This window comes from Klenkia marina, assembly GCF_900101025.1.
GTDB classification, from domain to species: domain Bacteria; phylum Actinomycetota; class Actinomycetes; order Mycobacteriales; family Geodermatophilaceae; genus Klenkia; species Klenkia marina.
Genome location: NZ_FMUH01000005.1, coordinates 119,498 through 138,075, shown reverse-complemented (window position 1 = coordinate 138,075; position 18,578 = coordinate 119,498). Strand labels below are relative to the sequence as shown.

Genomic DNA, 18,578 nt, shown 5'->3' with positions numbered 1-18,578 from the left:
GGAGGGCGTCGTCAGTGTGCCGCACCCCACCGGGCCCGGCTCACCGGGTTGACTGCCGGGGCGATGGAACAGATCTGGGACCGCGTCACCGCCCCCTCTCCCCCGCTGCCGCTGCCCTGGTTGCTGGCCACGGCGCTGGTCGCGCTGGCCCTCGTGGCCCAGCGCGACGCGTGGCAGCTCAGCCGCAACGCCGTCACGATCGCCCACGAGGGCGCCCACGGCGTCGCGGCCCTGCTCACGGGCCGCCGGTTGGCCGGCATCCGGCTGCACTCGGACACCTCCGGGGTGACCGTCTCGAGGGGGCGGCCCACCGGCCCCGGCATGGTGGTGACCGCGCTGGCCGGCTACGTCGGCCCGGGCCTGCTGGGACTGGGTGCAGCGGCCCTGCTGGCGGCCGGGCACGCCATCGGGATGCTGTGGGCGGTGCTGGCCCTGCTCGCGCTGCTGCTCCTGCAGATCCGCAACTTCTACGGCCTCTGGTCGGTGCTGGTCACCGGCGCGCTGGTGTTCGCGGCCACCTGGTGGCTGCCCGCGCAGTGGCAGGCGGGCTTCGCCCACGTCGTCGCGTTCTTCCTGCTGCTGGCCGCCCCGCGCACGGTGTGGGAGCTGCAGGCCGGTCGGCGTCGCCGTCCGACCCCGGACAGCGACGCCGACCAGCTGGCCCGCCTCACCGGCCTGCCCGGGCTGGTGTGGGTGGGCGTGTTCCTCCTGGTGGACGTCGGGGCGCTCGTGCTGGGGGGCTACTGGCTGCTGCCGTGACGCCCGCGGCGACGCGGTGCGCAGTGCGCCGGCTGGGTCACCGGCTCGACCTCGGGGGCCGGCGGGACGTCGAGCACCAGCTCGGCGTCGGTGACCGTGACGGTCTGCCCGTGGTGGCCGATCTCCAGCGGCTCCCCCGACACCAGCTGGTAGGTGGCCCGCTCCTGGGTGACCCGCACCCGCAGGCAGCGTCCGCGGTAGACCACCCGGAAGGCCAGGCCGGTGAGCCTCGGCGGCAGCCGGGGGGCGAAGGTGAGCCGGCCGTCGTGGTCGCGCATGCCGCCGAACCCGGCGACCGCCACGGTCCAGCCCCCGGCCAGCGAGGCGATGTGCAGGCCGTGCCCGGAGTTGCCGTGCAGGTTCTGCAGGTCGGTGAGCGCGGCCTCCCCCCAGTAGTCGTGCGCCAGCTGCAGGTGCCCGCACTCGGCGGCCACCACGGCCTGCTGCGCCGCCGACAACGACGAGTCCCGCACCGTGCGCGCCTCGTAGTAGGCGAAGTCGGCGACCTTCTGCTCGTGCGTGAAGGCGTCGCCGCGCAGGTGCAGGGCCATGACGAGGTCGGCCTGCTTGACCACCTGCTTGCGGTAGATCTCGAAGTAGGGGAAGTGCAGCAGGAGCGGGTACTTCTCGGGCGGGGTGCCGTCGAAGTCCCACTCCTGGTGGCGGGTGAACCCCTCGCTGGTCATGTGCACGCCGACGTGCTCGTCGAAGGGGATGCGCATCTGGTCTGCGGCGTCGAGCCAGGTCGCCACCTCGGTGGCGGAGACCTCGAGCCGCCCGGCGACGCCGGGCTGGCGGGCGACGGCCGCCGCCGCCTCGCGCAGGTTCCGCTGCGCCATGAGGTTGGTGTAGACGTTGTTGTCCACGACGGCGGTGTACTCGTCGGGACCGGTGACGCCGTCGATGCGGAACCCCCGGCCGTCGTCCAGGTGGCCCAGCGACGCCCACAGGCGGGCGGTCTCGATCAGCATCTCGGCGCCGTGGTCGGCGTCGAAGGCCTCGTCCTGGGTGGCGTGCCAGTAGCGGACGACGGCGTCGGCGATGTCGGCGTTGACGTGGAACGCGGCGGTGCCGGCCGGCCAGTAGCCGCTGGTCTCCTCCCCGCGGATGGTCCGCCACGGGAAGGCGGCGCCCTCCTGGCCCAGCACCCGGGCGCGCTCGCGGGCCAGGTCCAGGGTGCTCCAGCGCCAGATGAGCGCGTCGCGCACGGCCTCGGGGGCGGTGTAGGTGAGCACGGGCAGCACGTAGGTCTCGGTGTCCCAGAACGCGTGCCCGTCGTACCCGGGGCCGGTGAGGCCCTTGGCCGGGATGGGCTGGCGCTCGGCGCGCAGCCCGGCCTGCAGGACGTGGAACATGCCGACCCGCACGGCCTGCTGCAGCTCGTCGTCGCCCTCGACGGTGACGTCGGCCTGGGCCCAGTGCCCGTCCAGCAGCTGGCGCTGCTCGTCGGCCAGCCGGTCCCAGCCGGCCAGCTTGGCCACGCTCAGCGCGCCCTCCACCTGGTCGCGGACGGCGGCCGAGGACCGCCGCGACGACCAGCCGTAGGCCAGGTACTTGGTCAGCCGCAGCTTCTCCCCCGCCGGCAGCCGCGCGGCCAGGGTGTACCGGGCGAGGTCCGGGGACACCTCGAGGTCCTCGCTGGCGCTGTCGGGCACGAGCACGTCGTGGTCCATGCCCGCGGCCATGCGCAACCGGGACTTCTTGGTCTGGTGCACCAGCACCGCGTGCCGCCCGCGCCCGGTGTGCAGCTCGGACTGCAGCGGCTTGCGCAGGGCGGCCGCGGCCCGGGGGTCGTCGGACCCGGAGTTCTCGACCACCTCGTTGGCCAGCAGGTCGGACTGGAGGGCCACGTACAGGTCGCCGCCGTCGTCGGTGCACCGCACCTCGTAGCGGATCGCGGCGATGGAGCGGCGGGTGAGCGAGACCAGGCGGGTGCTGCGCACCTCGACCGTGCGGCCGTTCGGCGAGCGCCACTCGGTGCACCGCCGCAGCACCCCGGCCCGCAGGTCGAGGGTGCGCTCGTGGGAGATGACGTGGCCGTAGTCCAGGTCGAGGGGCGAGTCCCCGACCAGCAGCCGGATCAGCTTGCCGTCGGTCACGTTGACGACGGTCTGCCCCTCCTCGGGGAAGCCGTAGCCGGCCTCGGCGTAGGGCAGCGGCCGCTCCTCGAAGTACCCGTTGAGGTAGGTGCCGGGGACGACGGAGGGCTCGCCCTCCTCCAGCGTGCCGCGCATGCCGATGTGGCCGTTGGCCAGCGCGAAGACCGACTCGTTCACGGCCAGGCTGTCGTGGTCGATGGCGGTCTCGGTGAGCGCCCAGGGCTCGACCGGGAAGTGCGCCCGCCCCTCGGTCACAGCAGCTCCGCCAGGTCGTCGACGACGACGTCGGCGCCGTGCTCGCGCAGCGCGTCGGCCTGGCCGACCCGGTCGACGCCCACCACGAAGCCGAACTCGCCGGCGCGGCCCGCGGCCACCCCCGACTGCGCGTCCTCGAACACCACGGCCTGCGCGGGCTCGAGCCCCAGGGCGCGGGCACCGGCCAGGAACGTGTCGGGGGCTGGCTTGCCCCGGTAGCCCTCGCGGGCCGTGACGACCCCGTCGATGCGGGCGTCGACCAGGTCGGCGAAGCCGCCGGCCGCGATGACCTTCTCGCCGTTGGCCGAGGCGGTCACCACGGCGACCGGGAGGCCGGCGGCCTTGACCGCGCGCAGGTAGCGCATCGATCCGTCGTAGACCTCGACCCCGTGCTCGTCGAGCTCGAGCTGCACCAGGTCGTTCTTCCGGGTCGCCACGCCCTGCACGGTGTCGGCGTCCGGGCCGTCATCCGCGGTCCCCTCGGGCAGCTCGATGCCGCGGGAGGCGAGGAAGTCGCGCACGCCGTCGGCGCGCGGCTTGCCGTCGACGTACTGCTGGTAGTCGGCGTCGGTGAACTCCCCCGCCTGCGGGTCCCCGGCGCGCAGGAACTCGTCGAAGGTGCGCTTCCACGCAGCCTGGTGGACGGTCGCGGTCCTGGTCAGGACGCCGTCGAGGTCGAAGAGGCAGCCACGGATGGCATCAGGGAGTCCGAGCACGACTCCGAAGGCTACGGCCGGTGGATCGACTCCACCTGCCGAGCGGGGACCCCGTCACCCTCCTAGGTTGGGGACGACCGAGTCCCGCGAGCCGCAGGAGAGAACCATGGCCCGACCCACGCCGCCGAACCCCTACGACTTCCTGCCCGAGGTGCCCGACTTCACCGTCACCAGCACCGACGTCGGCGACGGCGAGCCGCTGGGCCGCGAGCAGGTCAGCGGGAAGATGGGTCTGGACGGCGAGGACCGCTCGCCGCAGCTGTCGTGGTCGGGGTTCCCCGAGGGCACGAAGGGCTTCGCGGTCACCGTCTACGACCCCGACGCCCCGACCGCCAGCGGCTTCTGGCACTGGGCGGTCACCGGCATCCCCGCCTCGGTCACCGAGCTGCCCTCCGGCGCGGCCGACGGCCACCTGCCCGCCGGCGCCGTGCAGCTGCGCAACGACGCGGGGTTCGCCGGCTTCGTCGGCGCTGCTCCCCCGTTCAGCCACGGCCCGCACCGCTACTTCGTCGTGGTGCACGCCCTGGACACCGACGACCTCGGCGTGCCGGCCGAGGGGTCGTGCGCCTTCCTCGGCTTCAACCTCTTCAGCCACACCCTGGCCCGGGCCACGCTGGTGCCCACCTACGAGGTGCCCTGACCCAGGAGTACCGGCCCGCCCCCACCGGGTAGTGCACGATGCATGAGCCGGTGGGGCGGTCGGGTCGGGTCCGTCGCGGTGACGCTCGTGGCCGCCCTGCTGGTCGAGGCCGAGACGGCGCACGCTGCGCCGGACCCCCGGTCGACCAGTGCCCCGGCCCAGGCGGCGGCCGACGTCGTCGCCGACGTCCCCGTGGCCCCTGCCTCCCCCGCCGGCGCCGCCCTCGCCGCGTTCGGCCCGACCGGGGTGCTGACGGTCGCGGTCCGCCCCGTCGTCCCGGTCAGCGCGCCGGGCACCACCGCCGACGCGGTCGCCCGCACGTCCGCGGGGTCGTGGTCGGCCGGCGACATCGACCGGCCGGTCCCCACGGCGTCGCTGGTCAAGCTGTACCTGGCCGAGGGTGTGCTCACCGCCGCCCGCGCGTCCGGGTCGGCCGTGTCCCCGGCGGACCTGGCCCGCATCGAGGCCACCCTCACCACCTCCGACGACCTGGCCGCGTCCGAGCTCTGGGTGGCCCACGACGGTCCGGCGCTGCTCGCCGACGTCGTCGCCCGCTACGGACTGCGCGGCACCACGCCCCCGGCACCCGACCCGGGCGCGTGGGGCCGTTCGCTCACCACCGCGAGCGACCTGGCCCGGTTCCTCGTCCTGCTGCCGCTGCAGGCGCACCCCGACGACGCCGCGCTGATCACGGGTCTGCTCGCCCGGGCCGCACCGGTGGGCGCCGACGGCTTCGACCAGTCCTTCGGCCTGCTCGGACCGGGACGGACGGCGGACACCGCGGTCAAGCAGGGCTGGATGTGCTGCGTGGACGACGTCCGGCACCTGCACTCGGCCGGGGTGGTGGACGACGAGGTGGTGGTCCTGCTCGCGGAGTTCCCGGTCGACGTCGACTGGCCGACCGCCCGGGCCGCGCTGGACGCCGCCGCGCAGGCCCTGCGCCGCTGACCCCGGAGGCCTCGTCGTCAGTCGACGGGGCGCTCGCCCACCAGGGTGGTGCCGATGCGGGCGAACCCGACCCGCTCGTAGACCCGGGCGACGTCGTCGTCCCCGGCGGCCAGGAAGACCGTCTCGACGGTCTCGCGGGCGTGCTCGACGAGGGTCGAGGCGAGCCCGGCGCCCAGCCCGCGGCCGCGGAACCGGGGCAGCGTGGCGACCCCGACGATCTCGCTGAACCCGACGCCGTCGACGTCCAGCGGTTGGTGCGAGCCGACCGCGACGGGTTCGCCGTCCTCGACGGCGATCATCATCACGGTGCGACCGGCGGCGATGCGCTCGCGGAGCACGTCGGTGGGCTGCGGTGGGTCCACCAGCCGCTCGGGCGCCACGCCCGGCGAGGAGGAGACCGGGCCCGCGGCGGCGCCGACGGGTACGGCGAAGGCCAGCTGGGCCAAGCGCTGGTAGGTGGCCAGCTGGGGGTCCTCGGCGCCGACGAGGTAGAAGCGCACCCCCTCGGGCAGGGTCACCTCGACGTCGTCGACGGCGACCAGCAGCGGCAGCTCGTCGACCACGAGACCGGCGGCCCGCACGGACGCGCCCAGACCCGGGTTGCGCTCGGCGAACCACTCGACGGCCTCGGGCAGGCCGGCGGCGCGCTGGAGGGCCAGGGCGTCCTCGACGTCGGTGGCACCCACCGGCCCACCCCCCGGCAGCGGACGGGCGGGGTAGGGCCACTCGGGCGACCCCGTCGGCACCACCAGGCCGCCGACCGGGCGCACCGGGGTGTCCGGCAGCGGGGAGAGGGCGAAGTACTGCTCGATGCGGTCCAGCAGAGCAGGTCGCTTCGGCACACCCGAACCCTAGACGCGGGTGGTCGACCCCACCCGATGGCGGGCCGCCGGGCCCACCCGGGCGAGGGAGCGGCCCGCCCCATGGGCACCATGGTCGCCGTGACGGTCGCGCCCCGGAGCCATCCCTCGCCCTACGCGGGGTTCGACCGGGCCCAGTGGCGGGCGCTGGCGGAGGGCCAGGAACTGCCCCTGGACGCCGAGGAGCTCGCCCGGCTGGCCACGCTCGGCGACCGCATCGACCTCGACGAGGTGCGCACCGTCTACCTGCCCCTGGCCCGCCTGCTGGCCATGCAGGTGGCCGCCAGCCGCCGGCTGTGGACGGTGCAGTCGGAGTTCCTGGGCACGAGGACGGCGAAGGTGCCCTACGTCATCGCCGTGGCGGGCAGCGTGGCGGTGGGCAAGAGCACCACGGCGCGCCTGCTGCAGGTGCTGCTGGCCGCCCAGCCCGACACCCCCCGGGTCGACCTGGTGACCACCGACGGGTTCCTGCACCCCAACGCGGTGCTCGAGGCCCGTGGCCAGCTGGGCCGCAAGGGCTTCCCCGAGACCTACGACCGCCGGGCGCTGCTGCGCTTCCTGGCCGACGTGAAGAGCGGGCGCGGCTCGGTCAGCGCGCCGCTGTACTCCCACCAGAGCTACGACGTGCTCGGCGACCAGGAGCAGGTGGTCGACTCCCCCGACGTGCTCGTGCTCGAGGGCCTCAACGTGCTGCAGGCCGGCGCCCGCGCCGACGGCAAGGTGCCCGAGGTCTTCCTGTCGGACTTCTTCGACTTCTCCGTCTACGTCGACGCCAGCGAGGCCGACGTCGAGCAGTGGTACGTCGAGCGGTTCCTGGCGCTGCGGCGCACCGCGTTCCAGGACTCGGGCGCCTACTTCCACCGGTTCGCCGACCTCACCGACGCCGAGGCGGTCGAGACCGCGCGGGGCATCTGGGCGGCGGTGAACGGGCCGAACCTGCGGAACAACATCGCGCCGACCCGGTCGCGCGCCCGCCTCGTGCTGCAGAAGGCCGCCGACCACTCGGTGCGCCGGGTGCTGCTGCGCAAGCTCTGACTCACCCGGGGAGCACGGACCGCCCATCGGCGTCGAGCGGCCAGCCCGGGTTGTGCGCGACCTCCCAGCGGTGGCCGTCGGGGTCGGCGAACACGCCGTTGTAGCCGCCCCAGACGGTGGCCGAGCCCCGGCGCAGCACGGCGCCGCCGGCGGCCTCGGCCTCGGCGAGCACCGCGTCGACCTCGGCCGGTGAACCCACGTTGTGGGCCAGCGTGATGCCGCCCCACCCCCCGGCGTCGTCGGGCACCTCGGAGTCGGCGGCCAGCTCGGCGCGCGACCACAGGCCCAGGTGCGTGCCGGCCCCGTGCAGGAAGGCGACGGACTCCTGGGAGTCGCTCGACTCCCGCCACCCGACGGCGGCGTAGAAGGCGCGGGCGCGCGGCAGATCGGCCACGCCGAGGGTCAGCAGGGTGACGACGGGTCTCATGGGTCGACCATGGCACGGGGGTCCGACAGGAACCGGTGCGGCAAGGTGGGGTGCATGGACTGGGAGCAGCGGGTGCGCGATCTGTGGGCCGGCGACACCGACGCGCCGGGCTTCGTCGACCGGGCGGCCGAGGTCGCGGCGGCCTGCCCGTACGGCGACGGGTCCGGGGTCTTCGAGCTGGCCGGGGCGCACGACTCGACCGGGGCGCCGGCCGAGGCGGTCGAGCTGTACCGGGAGGCGCTGGCACGTGGGTTGCCCGAGTCGCGCCGTCGGCAGGCGACGGTGCAGCTGGCCAGCTCGTTGCGCAACCTGGGTGACCCCGCGGCCGGCGTCGAGCTGCTCGTGGGCGAGCTCGCCGTCGAGGACGAGCTGTCCGCCGCGGTGCGCGGGTTCCTCGCGCTGTGCCTGGCCGACGCCGGCCGGGAGCGGGAGGCGGTCGGGGTGGCCCTGGGCGCGCTGGCGCCCACCGTGACCCGCTACCGGCGTTCGCTGACCGCCTACGCCGCGGAGCTCGCCCGGTAGAGGTCGCGCAGCACGGTGATCTCGGCGCCGTGGTGGACCAGCTCGCGGTTGAGGTGCAGCACCAGGTGCGCGAACGGCGCCTGCTGGTCGATCTCGGTGGCCTGGCTGCGGCCGACGGTCCACATCTCGTCCGGGGTCAGCGCCTCGACCCCCTCCCGCCAGCGGCCCACGGCCTCGCCCAGCGCGGCCACGCCGGCCTCGGCGGTCGGGTGGGCGAGCACCAGGTCGTCGCGGCGGCGCCGGTGCTCGCCGAAGGTCCACTCCCACCGCTCGCCGAACACCTCCACGAGGTGCGCGACCAGCCAAGCGACGGTGCGCGGGCCGGGGTCGTCGGGTCCGTCGGGCCACTCGGCCACCCACTCCCCCGCGCCCGCCGTGCGCCGGTGGGTCTTGCCGCGCGGGACCACCGACAGCGCCCAGGGTGCCGGCTTCCAGAGGTACTCGTCGTCGGTGAGGCCCTCCAGGCGCTGGTGGAGGTCGAGCCAGGAGAACCCCAGCTGGCCGCTGACGAGCGAGACGACGTCGGGGCGGGTGAGCAGGTCCCAGTCGAACTCGGGCGATCCGTAGGCCATGGACAGAGCGTGGCACGGATCACGTCGGATCTCGATCCTGTCGGACCCCCGGTGCAGGGTGGCCACATGGAGACCCGCGTGCCCCCCGTGATCGCCCAGGTCGTGCTCGACGGCACCGACGTCCGGCGGCTGGCCGAGTTCTACCGCGAGCTCCTCGGCTACCACTACCGCCCCGGCGACGAACCCGGCGCCCCGGGTGCCGACGAGCTGGAGTGGCTGGTGCTGCGCGGGCCGGAGGGCGCCGTCCAGCTGGCCTTCCAGCAGGTCGACGAGCTGACCCCGACCACCTGGCCCGACGACGCCGTCCCCGTGCAGCTGCACCTGGACTGCACGGTGCCCGACCTCGAGGCGTTGCAGCACGTGCTGCACCGGGCCCGGGAGCTGGGGGCCGAGCTCCGGCTGGACCGCAGCGCCGACCCCGACGAACCGCTGTACGTGCTCACCGACCCGGCCGGGCACCCCTTCTGCGTCTTCGTCCCCGCCGCCTGAGCGGGCCCCCTCCGGCGGCGGGGAGACTGGCGCCATGAGCTCCCCCGACCCCACCCGGCGCGCCCCGCACGACCAGCCCTTCGGTCCGTGGGTGCAGACGACCCTGGCCGACGGGTGGGACCCCGAGCCCGAGGCGCCGCACCCGGCCGTGGCCGGGGCCGCGCGGGCGGCCGCTGCGCACCGCGCCGGGCTGCTGGCCGCACTGCCCGGTCGGGCGGTCGTCGTCCCGTCGGGGTCGGCACCGGTGCGGGCCAACGACACCGTGTTCGGCTTCCGGCCGGCCAGCGCCTACACCTGGCTGACCGGCGACCAGGCCGAGGGCGCCGTCCTGCTGCTTGCCCCCGACGGCACCGCGACGCTCTACCTGCCACCGACGGCCGGGCCGGGCACGCTCACGTACGTCACCGACCGCCGCGAGGGCGCCCTGTGGGTCGGCGGCATCCCCTCGGCCGCCACGACGGCGCAGCAGCTCGAGGTCCAGGTGAAGCCGCGCACCGAGCTGGCTGCCGACCTGGCCGGGGTCCCCCACCCGCGCGTGCTGGGGGGCATCGAGACCGGGCTGGGCGAGGGCGACCCCGAGCTGGCCCGCACCCTCGACCGGCTCCGGGCGGTCAAGGACGACTGGGAGGTCGACCGGCTGGCCGAGGCCTGCGCGGCCACCGCGCGCGGCTTCGCCGACGTCGTCGCCGAGCTGCCGGGCCTGCTCGCCGCCGGCGGCCGGCGGGGCGAGCGGTGGCTGGAGGGCACGTTCTGGCGCCGGGCGCGGCTGGAGGGCAACGACGTCGGCTACTCCTCCATCGTCGCCGCGGGCAGCAACGGCACCTCGCTGCACTGGGCCCCCGTCGACGGCGACGTCCGCCCGGGTCAGCTGCTGCTGGCCGACATGGGGGTCGAGACCACCTCGCTGTACACCGCCGACGTCACCCGCACCTTCCCGGTCGACGGCACCTGGACGCCGGTGCAGCGGCGCGTGCACGACGCCGTCCGCGAGGCGCACCTGGCCGGCATCGCCGAGGTGCGGGCCGGCAACCAGTTCCTGGCCGCGCACCACGCGGCCCAGTGGGTGCTGGCCGACCACCTGCACCGCTGGGGCCTGATCGCGCACACCGCCGACGACGCGCTGCACCCCGACCTCCACCGCCCGGGCGCCGGTGCCCACCGCCGCTACACGCTGCACTCCACCAGCCACCTGCTCGGCCTCGACGTGCACGACTGCGCCCGCCTCGACGGCGACGAGTACCTGTCCACCGTGCTGCAACCCGGCCACTGCCTCACCGTCGAGCCGGGCCTGTACTTCCAGGTGAACGACCGCACCGTGCCCGACGAGCTGCGCGGCATCGCCGTCCGGCTGGAGGACGACCTCGTGGTCACCGACGGCGCGGCCCGGGTGCTGTCCGACGCGCTGCCGCTCGACGCCGACGGGCTGAGCGCGTGGATGGCCGACGCACAGGCCGACGCACAGGCCGGCGCACGGGCCGGGGCTCAGCCGCGGGGCGTGTAGCGCTGCTCGGGGCGGCCGGTGGTCCCGTACTTCAGGTGCAGGTCGAGCCGGCCGTCGGCGTCCAGCGCGGCCAGGTGCCGCTGCGCGGTCGCCCGCGAGACACCGGTCGCCTCGGCCAGCTCGGCCGCCGAACGGGGTTCCCCGGAGGCCCGCAGCGCCTGCAGCAGCAGGTCCCGGGTGGCGTTGGCCGCCGGACGCGGGGCCGCCCCCTCCCCCCGCAGCGCGTGGAGGGCCGCGTCGACGGTCTCCTGGTCGACCTCGGGGACGTCGTCCACCACCCGGCGGTAGCGGGCGTACGCCCGCAGGCGGGCCTGCAGCACGCGCTCCGGGAACGGCTTGACCAGGTAGGCCAGCGCCCCGGCGCGCACGGCCGCACGGAAGGTGGGCGGCTCGGTGGCCGCCGACAGCACGAAGGCGTCGCAGCCCAGGTCGGCCAGCAGCCCGATGCCCGACCCGTCGGGCAGGTAGACGTCGACCAGGGCGAGGTCGAACGGCGGTGCCCCCGATGCCCGGCGGGCGGCCACGGCGGCCCGGGCGGCGTCGCGGCTGCCGGCCCGGGCGGCCACCGCGAACCCGGGCAGCCCGCCGACCGCACGGCTGTGCAGCTCGGCCACCCGGAAGTCGTCGTCGACCACCAGCACCTGCAGATCGGTCATCGCTCCTCCTCCACCACACCGGGCAGCCGCACCACGAACACCGCTCCCCCCAGCTCCCCGCCGCCCGCGGACCCCAGCACGGCCGAGCCGCCACGCGCACGTGCCACCTGGCGCACCAGCCCGAGACCGATGCCGCCCTCCCCCGAGGGTCGCGTGGTCACCCCCGGTTCGAAGACGTCGTCACCGAGGTCGGCGGGCACCCCCGGGCCCGAGTCGGCGACCGCCACGACGAGGGTGTCGCCGTCGGCCACCAGGTCGACCTCGACCACGCCGTCGGACCGGCCGGCCAGGGCGGTGACGGCGTTGTCGACCAGGTTGCCGAGCACCGTGGTGACGTCGACCGGGTCGACCAGCCGGCGGCGCACGTCGACCACCCCGAGCCGCAGCTCGACCCCGCCCTCGCGCGCGTGCGCAGCCTTCGCACCCACGAACGCCTGCAGGTAGGGGTCGGCGACGGCGTCCAGGCCCTCGACCTCGCTGCCCAGCGGCCCGGTGCCGAGCAGGCCGTGCACGTACTCGGCGGCCTCGCCGGTGCTGCCGGTGTCGAGCAGGCCGGCGACCAGGTGCAGCCGGTTGGCGAACTCGTGCCGCTGGGCCCGCAGCACGGTGCCGGCCTCGGCGACGGCGTCGAGCTGGCGGGTCAGCAGCTCGACGTCGGTGCGGTCGCGCAGGGTGAGCACCACGCCCAGCGCCCGGCCGTCGCGGTCCACCCGACGCGAGGCGCACAGCAGGGCCCGGTCGCCCAGCACGGTGGTCGAGGGGAGCGGGTCGGGCTCGGCGACCAGCGCCCGCAGACCTGCCGGCCAGTCGGCGATCGGGTCACCCGGGCGCACCGGGCGCCCGAGCAGGCGGGCGGCCTCGTCGTTGGCCAGCACGACCCGACCGTCCGGGCCGACGGCCACCACGCCGTCGCCGATCCCGCGCAGCACGGCCTCGTGGCCCTGCAGCAGGACGCCGATCTCCTCGGGCTGGACGCCGTGGGTGAGCCGCCGCAGCCGCCGGGTCAGCAGCACCGCGCCGGCCACCCCGCCCAGCAGCGCCAGCACGGCGGTGCCCGCGGCCAGCAGGGTGGCGTTGCGGGCCAGCCGGTCGACCTCGGTCACCGACACCCCGACGCTGACCTCGCCGACCACCCGGTCCGAGCCCGGGGCCCGCACCGGCACCTTGGCCCGCGCCGCCGGCCCGAGGGTCCCGGTGTCCTCCTCCACGACCTCGCCGCCGGCCAACGGCACCGAGGGGTCGCTGCTGACCAGGAAGCCCAGCCGGTCGGGCTCGGGGTGGGCGATGCGCAGCCCCCGGTCGTCGGTGACCACCACGAAGAGGGCCCCGGTGCGCTCCCGGGCGTCCTCGGCGGCGACCTGCACGGCGGCACCGGCCAGCGCGGCCCGCTCGGCGTCGGTGTCCGGTGCGGCGGCGTCGCTGGCGGCCAGCGCGCCGGCCCGGACGACGTCGTCCTCGGCGACGCTGCGGGCGATGGCCAGGGCGAGGCGGCCGGCGTCGTCCTCCACCTGGCGCTGCAGCACCCAGGCCGAGCCGCCGAAGGCGACCACCAGGACAGCGGTCACCAGCAGCACGAGCACGGCGAGCGTCTGGGTCGTGAACGACCACCGCCGGGGGTGCACGCAGGCAGCCTACGCCGGTGGTGAGCAGAACGCGCAGAACCAGTTCAACGCGGAGAAGGGATCAGTCCGCGCACAAGCGGTGTGGTGCACGCCACCGCTCCTAGCGTCGGCGCCACCGCGGCCCGTGGGGCCGATCACATCGAAGGGGAGCACCGATGCTCGTACTGCTCGGATTCGGCATGGTCGCCGTCTTCATGGCGCTGATCCTGACCAAGCGCATGTCGCCCGTCGTGGCGCTGGTGCTGGTGCCGGTCACCTTCGCGGTGGTCGCCGGCGCCGGGATGGACCTCGGCGACGCCGTGAAGGAGCAGGTCAGCGGGTTCGCCACCACGGCCGCGCTGCTGTTCTTCGCGATCATCTTCTTCGGCCTGATGATCGACGTCGGCCTCTTCGACCCGCTGATCCGCGGGATCCTGAAGATCTGCGGCGACGACCCCGTGCGCGTGGTCATCGGCACGGCGCTGCTGGCCGGCGTCGTGTCCCTCGACGGCGACGGCTCGACGACCTTCATCATCACCGTCTCGGCGATGCTCCCCATCTACCTGCGCCTGGGCATGTCCCCGGTGACGCTGACCGTCGCGGCGAACCTGGCCAACGGCGTGTTCAACATCCTGCCCTGGGGCGGTCCCACCATCCGTGCGGCGACGGCGCTGGACGTCTCGCCCACCGAGCTGTTCAACCCGATGGTGCCCAGCATGGTCGCCGGGTTCGCCATGGTGCTCGTGCTCTCGGTGTTCATGGGCCTGGCCGAGCGGCGCCGCCTGGCCAAGAAGGGCATCTCGCTGACCGAGGTGCGCGAGCAGGAGCTGGCCGGCGTCGGCGCGTTCGTCACCGGGGGCCCCGGCGGCGGCCGTCGGCCGGTCGCCCGGCCCACCGGCGGTGCCGGTGACGGCACGGACGCCGAGGCCCCCGACGCCGGCGCTCGCGACGCCGGCGGCCGCGACGCCGAGCCCGTCATCGCCGGCCTGGACCCGAGCCGGCCCACCCTGCGCCCGAAGCTGCTGTGGTTCAACGCCGCGCTCACCGTGGCGCTGCTGGTGCTGCTGGGCCTGGACCTGGTGCCGCTGTTCTTCGTGTTCATGGTGTTCGCCGCCGTCGCGCTGCTGGTCAACTTCCCGAGCCCGGCCGAGCAGAGCGAGCGCATCAAGGAGCACTCGTCGAGCATCGTGGCCGTCGTCTCGATGGTCTTCGCCGCGGCCGTGCTCGTGGCGGTGCTCTCGGCGACCGGCATGGACACCGCGATGGCCAGCTGGATCGTCGACGTCGTGCCGACCAGCTGGGGCCCGTACTTCGCGACCATCACCGCGGTGCTGTCGATGCCTCTGACCTTCTTCCTGACCAACGACGCCTTCTACTTCGGCGTGCTGCCGATCCTGTCCGAGGCCGCGTCCAACTACGGCATCACCCCGGTGGAGATGGCCCGCGCCTCGATCATCGGCCAGCCGGTGCACATGACCAGCCCCCTGGTACCGGCCATGCTGCTGCTGATCTCGCTGGCCAAGGTCGACCTGGCCGACCACCACAAGAAGGTCATCTGGCGGGCCGCCCTGTGCTCGATGGCCATGCTCGCCGCCGCGCTGCTGCTCGGCGTCGTCCCCTTCCACGCGTGAGGAACCCCGCCATGACCGCACCCCTCGTGACCCCGCCCGTCGTCATCGCCGTCAACGACCGCCCCGAGGGCGTCGCCGCCCTGCAGTGGGGGCTCAAGCGGGCCAAGCGCCTGCAGACCACCGCCGTGATCGTGCCGTCGGCCGGGGACACCCCCAGCGCGCCGGTGCACCTGTCGGTGGCCACCCGCGAGCTCATCGCCAGCACGGCCGACGGCGTCGACCACGTGCTGCACGAGCAGCCCGAGGACGTCGCCCAGGCGCTGATCAACCTCTCCGACGGCGCCGACATGGTCGTGCTGCCGGTGCGCCGCCGGTCGGTGACGATGAAGTTCCTGCTCGGCAGCAACGCGATGCGGGTCATCGCCGAGGCGCACTGCCCCGTCGTGACGGTCAAGTCCCCCGCCTGACCGCACGGATCCGCACCACGCTGCTCGCCCGTCCGCCGCGCCCGGGGCTCCCCGGCGCGGCGGCCGGCCCGGGGACGGCACGATGAGCGGTGTGAAGATCCTCTTCGGTCTGCTGTGCGCGTTGGCCCTCCTGGTCGGCGGGGGCGTCGCCCTGGCGATGGTGGTCGGTTTCGACGTCGGCTCGGACTCCTCCACCTCCCGCCGGTGCACGATCGGCCCGCCCGCGGGCGACGTGAACTACGAGGAGTGCCTGGGCGGCGAGGAGGGCAGCGGGAACATCGTGGTCGCCGTCCTCGCCGGCTCGGTCCTCATCACCGGCGGACTCCTGGCGGTCGCCTCGGCGGTGACCGGGCGGTCCACCGCCCCCGTGCCGCCTGCCGCTCGCCCCTGGCCCGCGGCACCCGGGCCCCCGGGGCACGAGCGCTGAACACCGGTGGCCCAGGACCTCGACGGTCCTGGGCCACCGGCGTTCGGTGCTCGGGTGGACCCCCGTCAGGCCTGGCCGACGGGCTCGCGGTCGACGCCGGCGGTCTCGGTGACGCCCACGCCCTCGGGGTCGGCGTCACCGCTCACCGGGGCCGGGTCGACGTCCTCGAACGCCTCGGGCGAGGGGCACGAGCACACCAGGTTGCGGTCGCCGTAGGCACCGTCGATGCGCCGCACCGGCGACAGGTACGACCGGCCCACCAGGGACGGCAACGGGTGGACGGCGACCTCGCGCGAGTACGGGCGGTCCCAGTCGCGGGCCAGCATCGCCAGGGTGTGCGGGGCGTTGCGCAGCGGGTTGTCGGCGACGTCCCACTCCCCCGACTCCACCCGGGCGATCTCGCCGCGGATGGCGACCATCGCGTCGACGAACCGGTCGAGCTCGCCGAGGTCCTCGCTCTCGGTCGGTTCGACCATGAGGGTGCCGTTGACCGGGAAGCTCATGGTCGGGGCGTGGAAGCCGTAGTCGACCAGCCGCTTGGCGATGTCGTCGTTGGTGACGCCGGTGGCCTTGGTGATGCCGCGGATGTCGAGGATGCACTCGTGGGCCACCAGGCCCTGGTCGCCGGTGTAGAGCACCGGGTAGTGCTCGCGCAGCCGGGCGGCCACGTAGTTGGCGGCGAGGATCGCGTGCTCGGTGGCCGACCGGAGGCCGTCGGGGCCCATCAGTCGCAGGTAGGCCCACGAGATGGGCAGGATGCCCGCCGACCCGAACGGTGCGCCGGAGACCGCCGGCCCCTGACCGCCGGTCTCGACCAGCGGGTGGCCGGGCAGGAAGGGCACCAGGTGCTCGGCCACGCCGATCGGGCCCACGCCGGGGCCACCGCCGCCGTGCGGGATGCAGAAGGTCTTGTGCAGGTTGAGGTGGCTGACGTCCGAGCCGAACCGGCCGGGTCGGGCCAGGCCGACCAGCGCGTTGAGGTTCGCGCCGTCGACGTACACCTGACCACCGGCGTCGTGCACCGCGGCGCAGATGTCGGAGACCGCGGTCTCGAACACCCCGTGCGTCGAGGGGTAGGTGATCATCAGCGCGGCGAGCCGGTCGGCGTGCTGGTCGACCTTGGCCCGCAGGTCGGCGACGTCGACGTTGCCCTGGTCGTCGCAGGCCACCACGACCACGCGCATGCCCGCCATGACCGCGCTGGCGGCGTTGGTGCCGTGCGCCGACGACGGGATGAGGCAGACGTCGCGCTGGGAGTCGCCGCGGGAGTGGTGGTAGCCCCGGATCGCCAGCAGCCCGGCGAACTCGCCCTGCGAGCCGGCGTTGGGCTGCACGCTCACCGCCGCGTACCCGGTGATCTCGGCCAGCCCGGTGCACAGCTCGTCGACCAGCTGCGCGTAGCCGCGGGCCTGGTCGACCGGGGCGAAGGGGTGCAGGCCGGCGAACTCGGGCCAGGTGATCGCGGCCATCTCGGTGGCGGCGTTGAGCTTCATGGTGCAGGAGCCCAGCGGGATCATCGTGCGGTCCAGCGCGAGGTCCTTGTCGCTGAGCGAGCGCAGGTAGCGCAGCATGGCGGTCTCGCTGCGGTGCGCTGCGAACACCGGGTGGGTCAGGTACTCGCTGCGCCGGTGCAGCTGCGCCGGCAGCGCGTCGGTGGCGTCGTCCAGACCGCCGGGCTCGACCCCGAAGGCGGCGGCGACGTCGCGCAGGGTGGCCACCGTGGTGGTCTCGTCGCAGGCGACCGCGACGTGGTCGGCGTCGACCCGGCGCAGGTTGATCCGGCGTCCGGCGGCTGCGGCCACGACGGCGTCGGCCCGACCGGGGACGGCGGCCAGCACGGTGTCGAAGAAGTGCTCGTGGACGACGTCGACGCCGCCCCCGCGCAGCCACCCGGCGAGCGTGGTGGCGCTGCGGTGGGTGCGCGCCGCGATCGACCGGAGCCCCTCGGGGCCGTGGTAGACCGCGTAGGCGCCGGCGATGACCGCCAGCAGCACCTGGGCGGTGCAGATGTTGCTGGTCGCCTTCTCGCGGCGGATGTGCTGCTCGCGGGTCTGCAGGGCCAGCCGGTAGGCGACGTCGCCGTCGGCGTCGACCGAGACGCCGACCAGGCGGCCGGGCAGCTGGCGGGCCAGGCCCTCGCGCACCGAGAGGTAGCCGGCGTGCGGACCGCCGTAGCCCATGGGCACGCCGAAGCGCTGCGTGGTGCCGCACGCGACGTCGGCACCCCACTCCCCCGGCGCCTCCAGCAGCGTCAGCGCCAGCAGGTCCGCGGCGACGACGACGGCGGCACCGGCGGCGCGCGCGGCCTCGGCGAGCGCCCGGTGGTCGCGCACGGCACCGGAGGCACCCGGGTAGGCCAGCAGGACGCCGAACGCGGCCGGGACGTCGGTGGGCCAGCCCTGCGACAGGTCGGCGACGTGCAGGGTGATCCCCAGCGGCTCGGCGCGGGTCTGCAGCACCGCGAGGGTCTGGGGCAGGGTGTCGGCGTCCACGACGAAGACGCTGTCGGCCTTCGCCCGGCCGGCCCGGCGCACCAGGGTCATGGCCTCGGCGGCGGCGGTGGCCTCGTCGAGCATCGAGGCCCCGGCGACCGGCAGGCCGGTGAGGTCGGCGACGACGGTCTGGAAGTTGATGAGGGCCTCGAGGCGACCCTGGCTGATCTCGGGCTGGTAGGGGGTGTAGGCGGTGTACCAGGCCGGGTTCTCGAGGATGCACCGCTGGATGACCGCCGGGGTGGTGGTGCCGCTGTAGCCCAGGCCGATCATCGAGGTGAACACCTCGTTGGCGGCGGCGCGCTCACGCAGGGCGGCCAGCACCTCGGCCTCGCCCTCGGCAGCCGGCACGGCCAGCGGGGTGCGGTCGCGGACCACCTCCGGGACGGCGGCGTCGACCAGCGCGTCCAGCGAGGGCTGCCCGACGGCCTCGAGCATGCGCGTCACGTCAGCGGGGCGGGGCCCGATGTGCCGGGTGGCGAAGGCGCCGGTCGGCTGCAGTTCGGCCAGGGTGGGGAGCGGGGAGTCGACCACTCCCCGA

General features: G+C 74.9%; 18 protein-coding genes. 10 read left to right on the top strand and 8 right to left on the bottom strand.

Annotation, left to right across the window (positions count from 1 at the left end; translation table 11 throughout):
- The first annotated feature begins 63 nt into the window (after positions 1–63).
- Positions 64–759 carry a M50 family metallopeptidase gene (locus tag BLP29_RS15095; protein WP_092805931.1) on the top strand — a complete coding sequence of 232 codons (696 nt, stop codon included), beginning with the start codon at positions 64–66 and terminating at the stop codon, positions 757–759.
- Here BLP29_RS15095 and BLP29_RS15090 read toward each other — a convergent pair.
- Together BLP29_RS15090 and BLP29_RS15085 are read right to left on the bottom strand one after the other, a co-directional pair.
- Positions 741–3,113, bottom strand: coding sequence for a glycoside hydrolase family 65 protein (locus BLP29_RS15090; RefSeq protein WP_092805929.1), 2,373 nt, complete (start codon positions 3,111–3,113; stop codon positions 741–743). The two genes, BLP29_RS15095 and BLP29_RS15090, sit on opposite strands and share 19 nt — an antisense overlap.
- Entirely contained in the window at positions 3,110–3,829 is a 720-nt protein-coding gene (locus tag BLP29_RS15085; RefSeq protein ID WP_092805927.1) for an HAD family hydrolase, read from the bottom strand. The genes BLP29_RS15090 and BLP29_RS15085 overlap by 4 nt, the downstream gene beginning before the upstream one ends.
- 106 nt (positions 3,830–3,935) lie before the next feature.
- On the opposite strand from BLP29_RS15085, the gene BLP29_RS15080 reads away from it, so the two are divergent.
- Together BLP29_RS15080 and BLP29_RS15075 are read left to right on the top strand one after the other, a co-directional pair.
- The gene (locus tag BLP29_RS15080) at positions 3,936–4,469 is read left to right on the top strand and encodes a YbhB/YbcL family Raf kinase inhibitor-like protein (protein WP_092805925.1); all 534 of its coding nucleotides are present in this window, start codon (positions 3,936–3,938) and stop codon (positions 4,467–4,469) included.
- Positions 4,470–4,511: 42 nt separating this feature from the next.
- The gene (locus BLP29_RS15075) at positions 4,512–5,417 is read left to right on the top strand and encodes a serine hydrolase family protein (protein WP_092805923.1); all 906 of its coding nucleotides are present in this window, start codon (positions 4,512–4,514) and stop codon (positions 5,415–5,417) included.
- Between the two features lie 17 nt (positions 5,418–5,434).
- On the opposite strand, the gene BLP29_RS15070 is transcribed toward BLP29_RS15075, so the two are convergent.
- Complete coding sequence (locus BLP29_RS15070; RefSeq protein ID WP_092805921.1) at positions 5,435–6,259, bottom strand: GNAT family N-acetyltransferase; 825 nt, start codon at positions 6,257–6,259, stop codon at positions 5,435–5,437.
- A gap of 90 nt (positions 6,260–6,349) precedes the next feature.
- Between BLP29_RS15070 and coaA the strand changes: the two genes are divergently transcribed.
- A complete protein-coding gene (gene coaA / locus BLP29_RS15065; RefSeq protein WP_092806440.1) occupies positions 6,350–7,312 on the top strand; it encodes a type I pantothenate kinase in 963 nt (320 codons plus the stop codon).
- 1 nt (position 7,313) lies between these two features.
- Here the strand turns inward: coaA and BLP29_RS15060 are convergent, their stop codons facing one another.
- Positions 7,314–7,739, bottom strand: coding sequence for a VOC family protein (locus BLP29_RS15060; protein ID WP_092805919.1), 426 nt, complete (start codon positions 7,737–7,739; stop codon positions 7,314–7,316).
- Between the two features lie 54 nt (positions 7,740–7,793).
- On the opposite strand from BLP29_RS15060, the gene BLP29_RS15055 reads away from it, so the two are divergent.
- Positions 7,794–8,261, top strand: a complete 468-nt coding sequence (locus BLP29_RS15055; protein WP_092805917.1) for a tetratricopeptide repeat protein — start codon at positions 7,794–7,796, stop codon at positions 8,259–8,261.
- Here the strand turns inward: BLP29_RS15055 and BLP29_RS15050 are convergent.
- Positions 8,237–8,833, bottom strand: coding sequence for a DinB family protein (locus BLP29_RS15050; protein ID WP_092805915.1), 597 nt, complete (start codon positions 8,831–8,833; stop codon positions 8,237–8,239). The two genes, BLP29_RS15055 and BLP29_RS15050, sit on opposite strands and share 25 nt — an antisense overlap.
- A gap of 78 nt (positions 8,834–8,911) precedes the next feature.
- Here BLP29_RS15050 and BLP29_RS15045 point away from each other — a divergent pair, with 78 nt between their 5' ends.
- On the top strand, positions 8,912–9,322 hold the full coding sequence (locus BLP29_RS15045; RefSeq protein WP_207798519.1) for a VOC family protein: 411 nt from the start codon (positions 8,912–8,914) through the stop codon (positions 9,320–9,322).
- 34 nt (positions 9,323–9,356) lie between these two features.
- Positions 9,357–10,823, top strand: coding sequence for an aminopeptidase P N-terminal domain-containing protein (locus tag BLP29_RS15040; protein WP_092805911.1), 1,467 nt, complete (start codon positions 9,357–9,359; stop codon positions 10,821–10,823).
- On the opposite strand, the gene BLP29_RS21825 is transcribed toward BLP29_RS15040, so the two are convergent.
- The gene (locus BLP29_RS21825) at positions 10,805–11,479 is read right to left on the bottom strand and encodes a response regulator (RefSeq protein WP_092805909.1); all 675 of its coding nucleotides are present in this window, start codon (positions 11,477–11,479) and stop codon (positions 10,805–10,807) included. The two genes, BLP29_RS15040 and BLP29_RS21825, sit on opposite strands and share 19 nt — an antisense overlap.
- Entirely contained in the window at positions 11,476–13,101 is a 1,626-nt protein-coding gene (locus BLP29_RS15030) for a sensor histidine kinase (protein ID WP_092805907.1), read from the bottom strand. The genes BLP29_RS21825 and BLP29_RS15030 overlap by 4 nt, the downstream gene beginning before the upstream one ends.
- Before the next feature lie 155 nt (positions 13,102–13,256).
- On the opposite strand from BLP29_RS15030, the gene BLP29_RS15025 reads away from it, so the two are divergent.
- From BLP29_RS15025 to BLP29_RS15015, 3 genes are all read left to right on the top strand, one after another.
- Complete coding sequence (locus BLP29_RS15025) at positions 13,257–14,711, top strand: CitMHS family transporter (protein ID WP_092805905.1); 1,455 nt, start codon at positions 13,257–13,259, stop codon at positions 14,709–14,711.
- Positions 14,712–14,722: 11 nt separating this feature from the next.
- Positions 14,723–15,118: a universal stress protein gene (locus BLP29_RS15020; protein WP_092805903.1), complete on the top strand. Its 396-nt coding sequence runs from the start codon at positions 14,723–14,725 to the stop codon at positions 15,116–15,118.
- Positions 15,119–15,209: 91 nt separating this feature from the next.
- Positions 15,210–15,545, top strand: a complete 336-nt coding sequence (locus BLP29_RS15015; RefSeq protein WP_092805901.1) for a hypothetical protein — start codon at positions 15,210–15,212, stop codon at positions 15,543–15,545.
- Positions 15,546–15,610: 65 nt separating this feature from the next.
- Here BLP29_RS15015 and gcvP read toward each other — a convergent pair whose 3' ends face one another.
- Entirely contained in the window at positions 15,611–18,571 is a 2,961-nt protein-coding gene (gene gcvP / locus BLP29_RS15010; protein WP_092805899.1) for an aminomethyl-transferring glycine dehydrogenase, read from the bottom strand.
- Positions 18,572–18,578: the final 7 nt, after the last annotated feature.

What these genes read in the sequence shown, in the direction of transcription:
- BLP29_RS15095 (WP_092805931.1), top strand. Translation starts at nt 64, where the DNA reads ATGGAACAGATCTGGGACCGCGTCACCGCCCCCTCTCCCCCGCTGCCG.
- BLP29_RS15080 (WP_092805925.1), top strand. Translation starts at nt 3,936, where the DNA reads ATGGCCCGACCCACGCCGCCGAACCCCTACGACTTCCTGCCCGAGGTG.
- BLP29_RS15075 (WP_092805923.1), top strand. Translation starts at nt 4,512, where the DNA reads ATGAGCCGGTGGGGCGGTCGGGTCGGGTCCGTCGCGGTGACGCTCGTG.
- coaA (WP_092806440.1), top strand. Translation starts at nt 6,350, where the DNA reads ATGGTCGCCGTGACGGTCGCGCCCCGGAGCCATCCCTCGCCCTACGCG.
- BLP29_RS15060 (WP_092805919.1), bottom strand. Translation starts at nt 7,739, where the DNA reads ATGAGACCCGTCGTCACCCTGCTGACCCTCGGCGTGGCCGATCTGCCG.
- BLP29_RS15055 (WP_092805917.1), top strand. Translation starts at nt 7,794, where the DNA reads ATGGACTGGGAGCAGCGGGTGCGCGATCTGTGGGCCGGCGACACCGAC.
- BLP29_RS15050 (WP_092805915.1), bottom strand. Translation starts at nt 8,833, where the DNA reads ATGGCCTACGGATCGCCCGAGTTCGACTGGGACCTGCTCACCCGCCCC.
- BLP29_RS15040 (WP_092805911.1), top strand. Translation starts at nt 9,357, where the DNA reads ATGAGCTCCCCCGACCCCACCCGGCGCGCCCCGCACGACCAGCCCTTC.
- BLP29_RS21825 (WP_092805909.1), bottom strand. Translation starts at nt 11,479, where the DNA reads ATGACCGATCTGCAGGTGCTGGTGGTCGACGACGACTTCCGGGTGGCC.
- BLP29_RS15025 (WP_092805905.1), top strand. Translation starts at nt 13,257, where the DNA reads ATGCTCGTACTGCTCGGATTCGGCATGGTCGCCGTCTTCATGGCGCTG.
- BLP29_RS15020 (WP_092805903.1), top strand. Translation starts at nt 14,723, where the DNA reads ATGACCGCACCCCTCGTGACCCCGCCCGTCGTCATCGCCGTCAACGAC.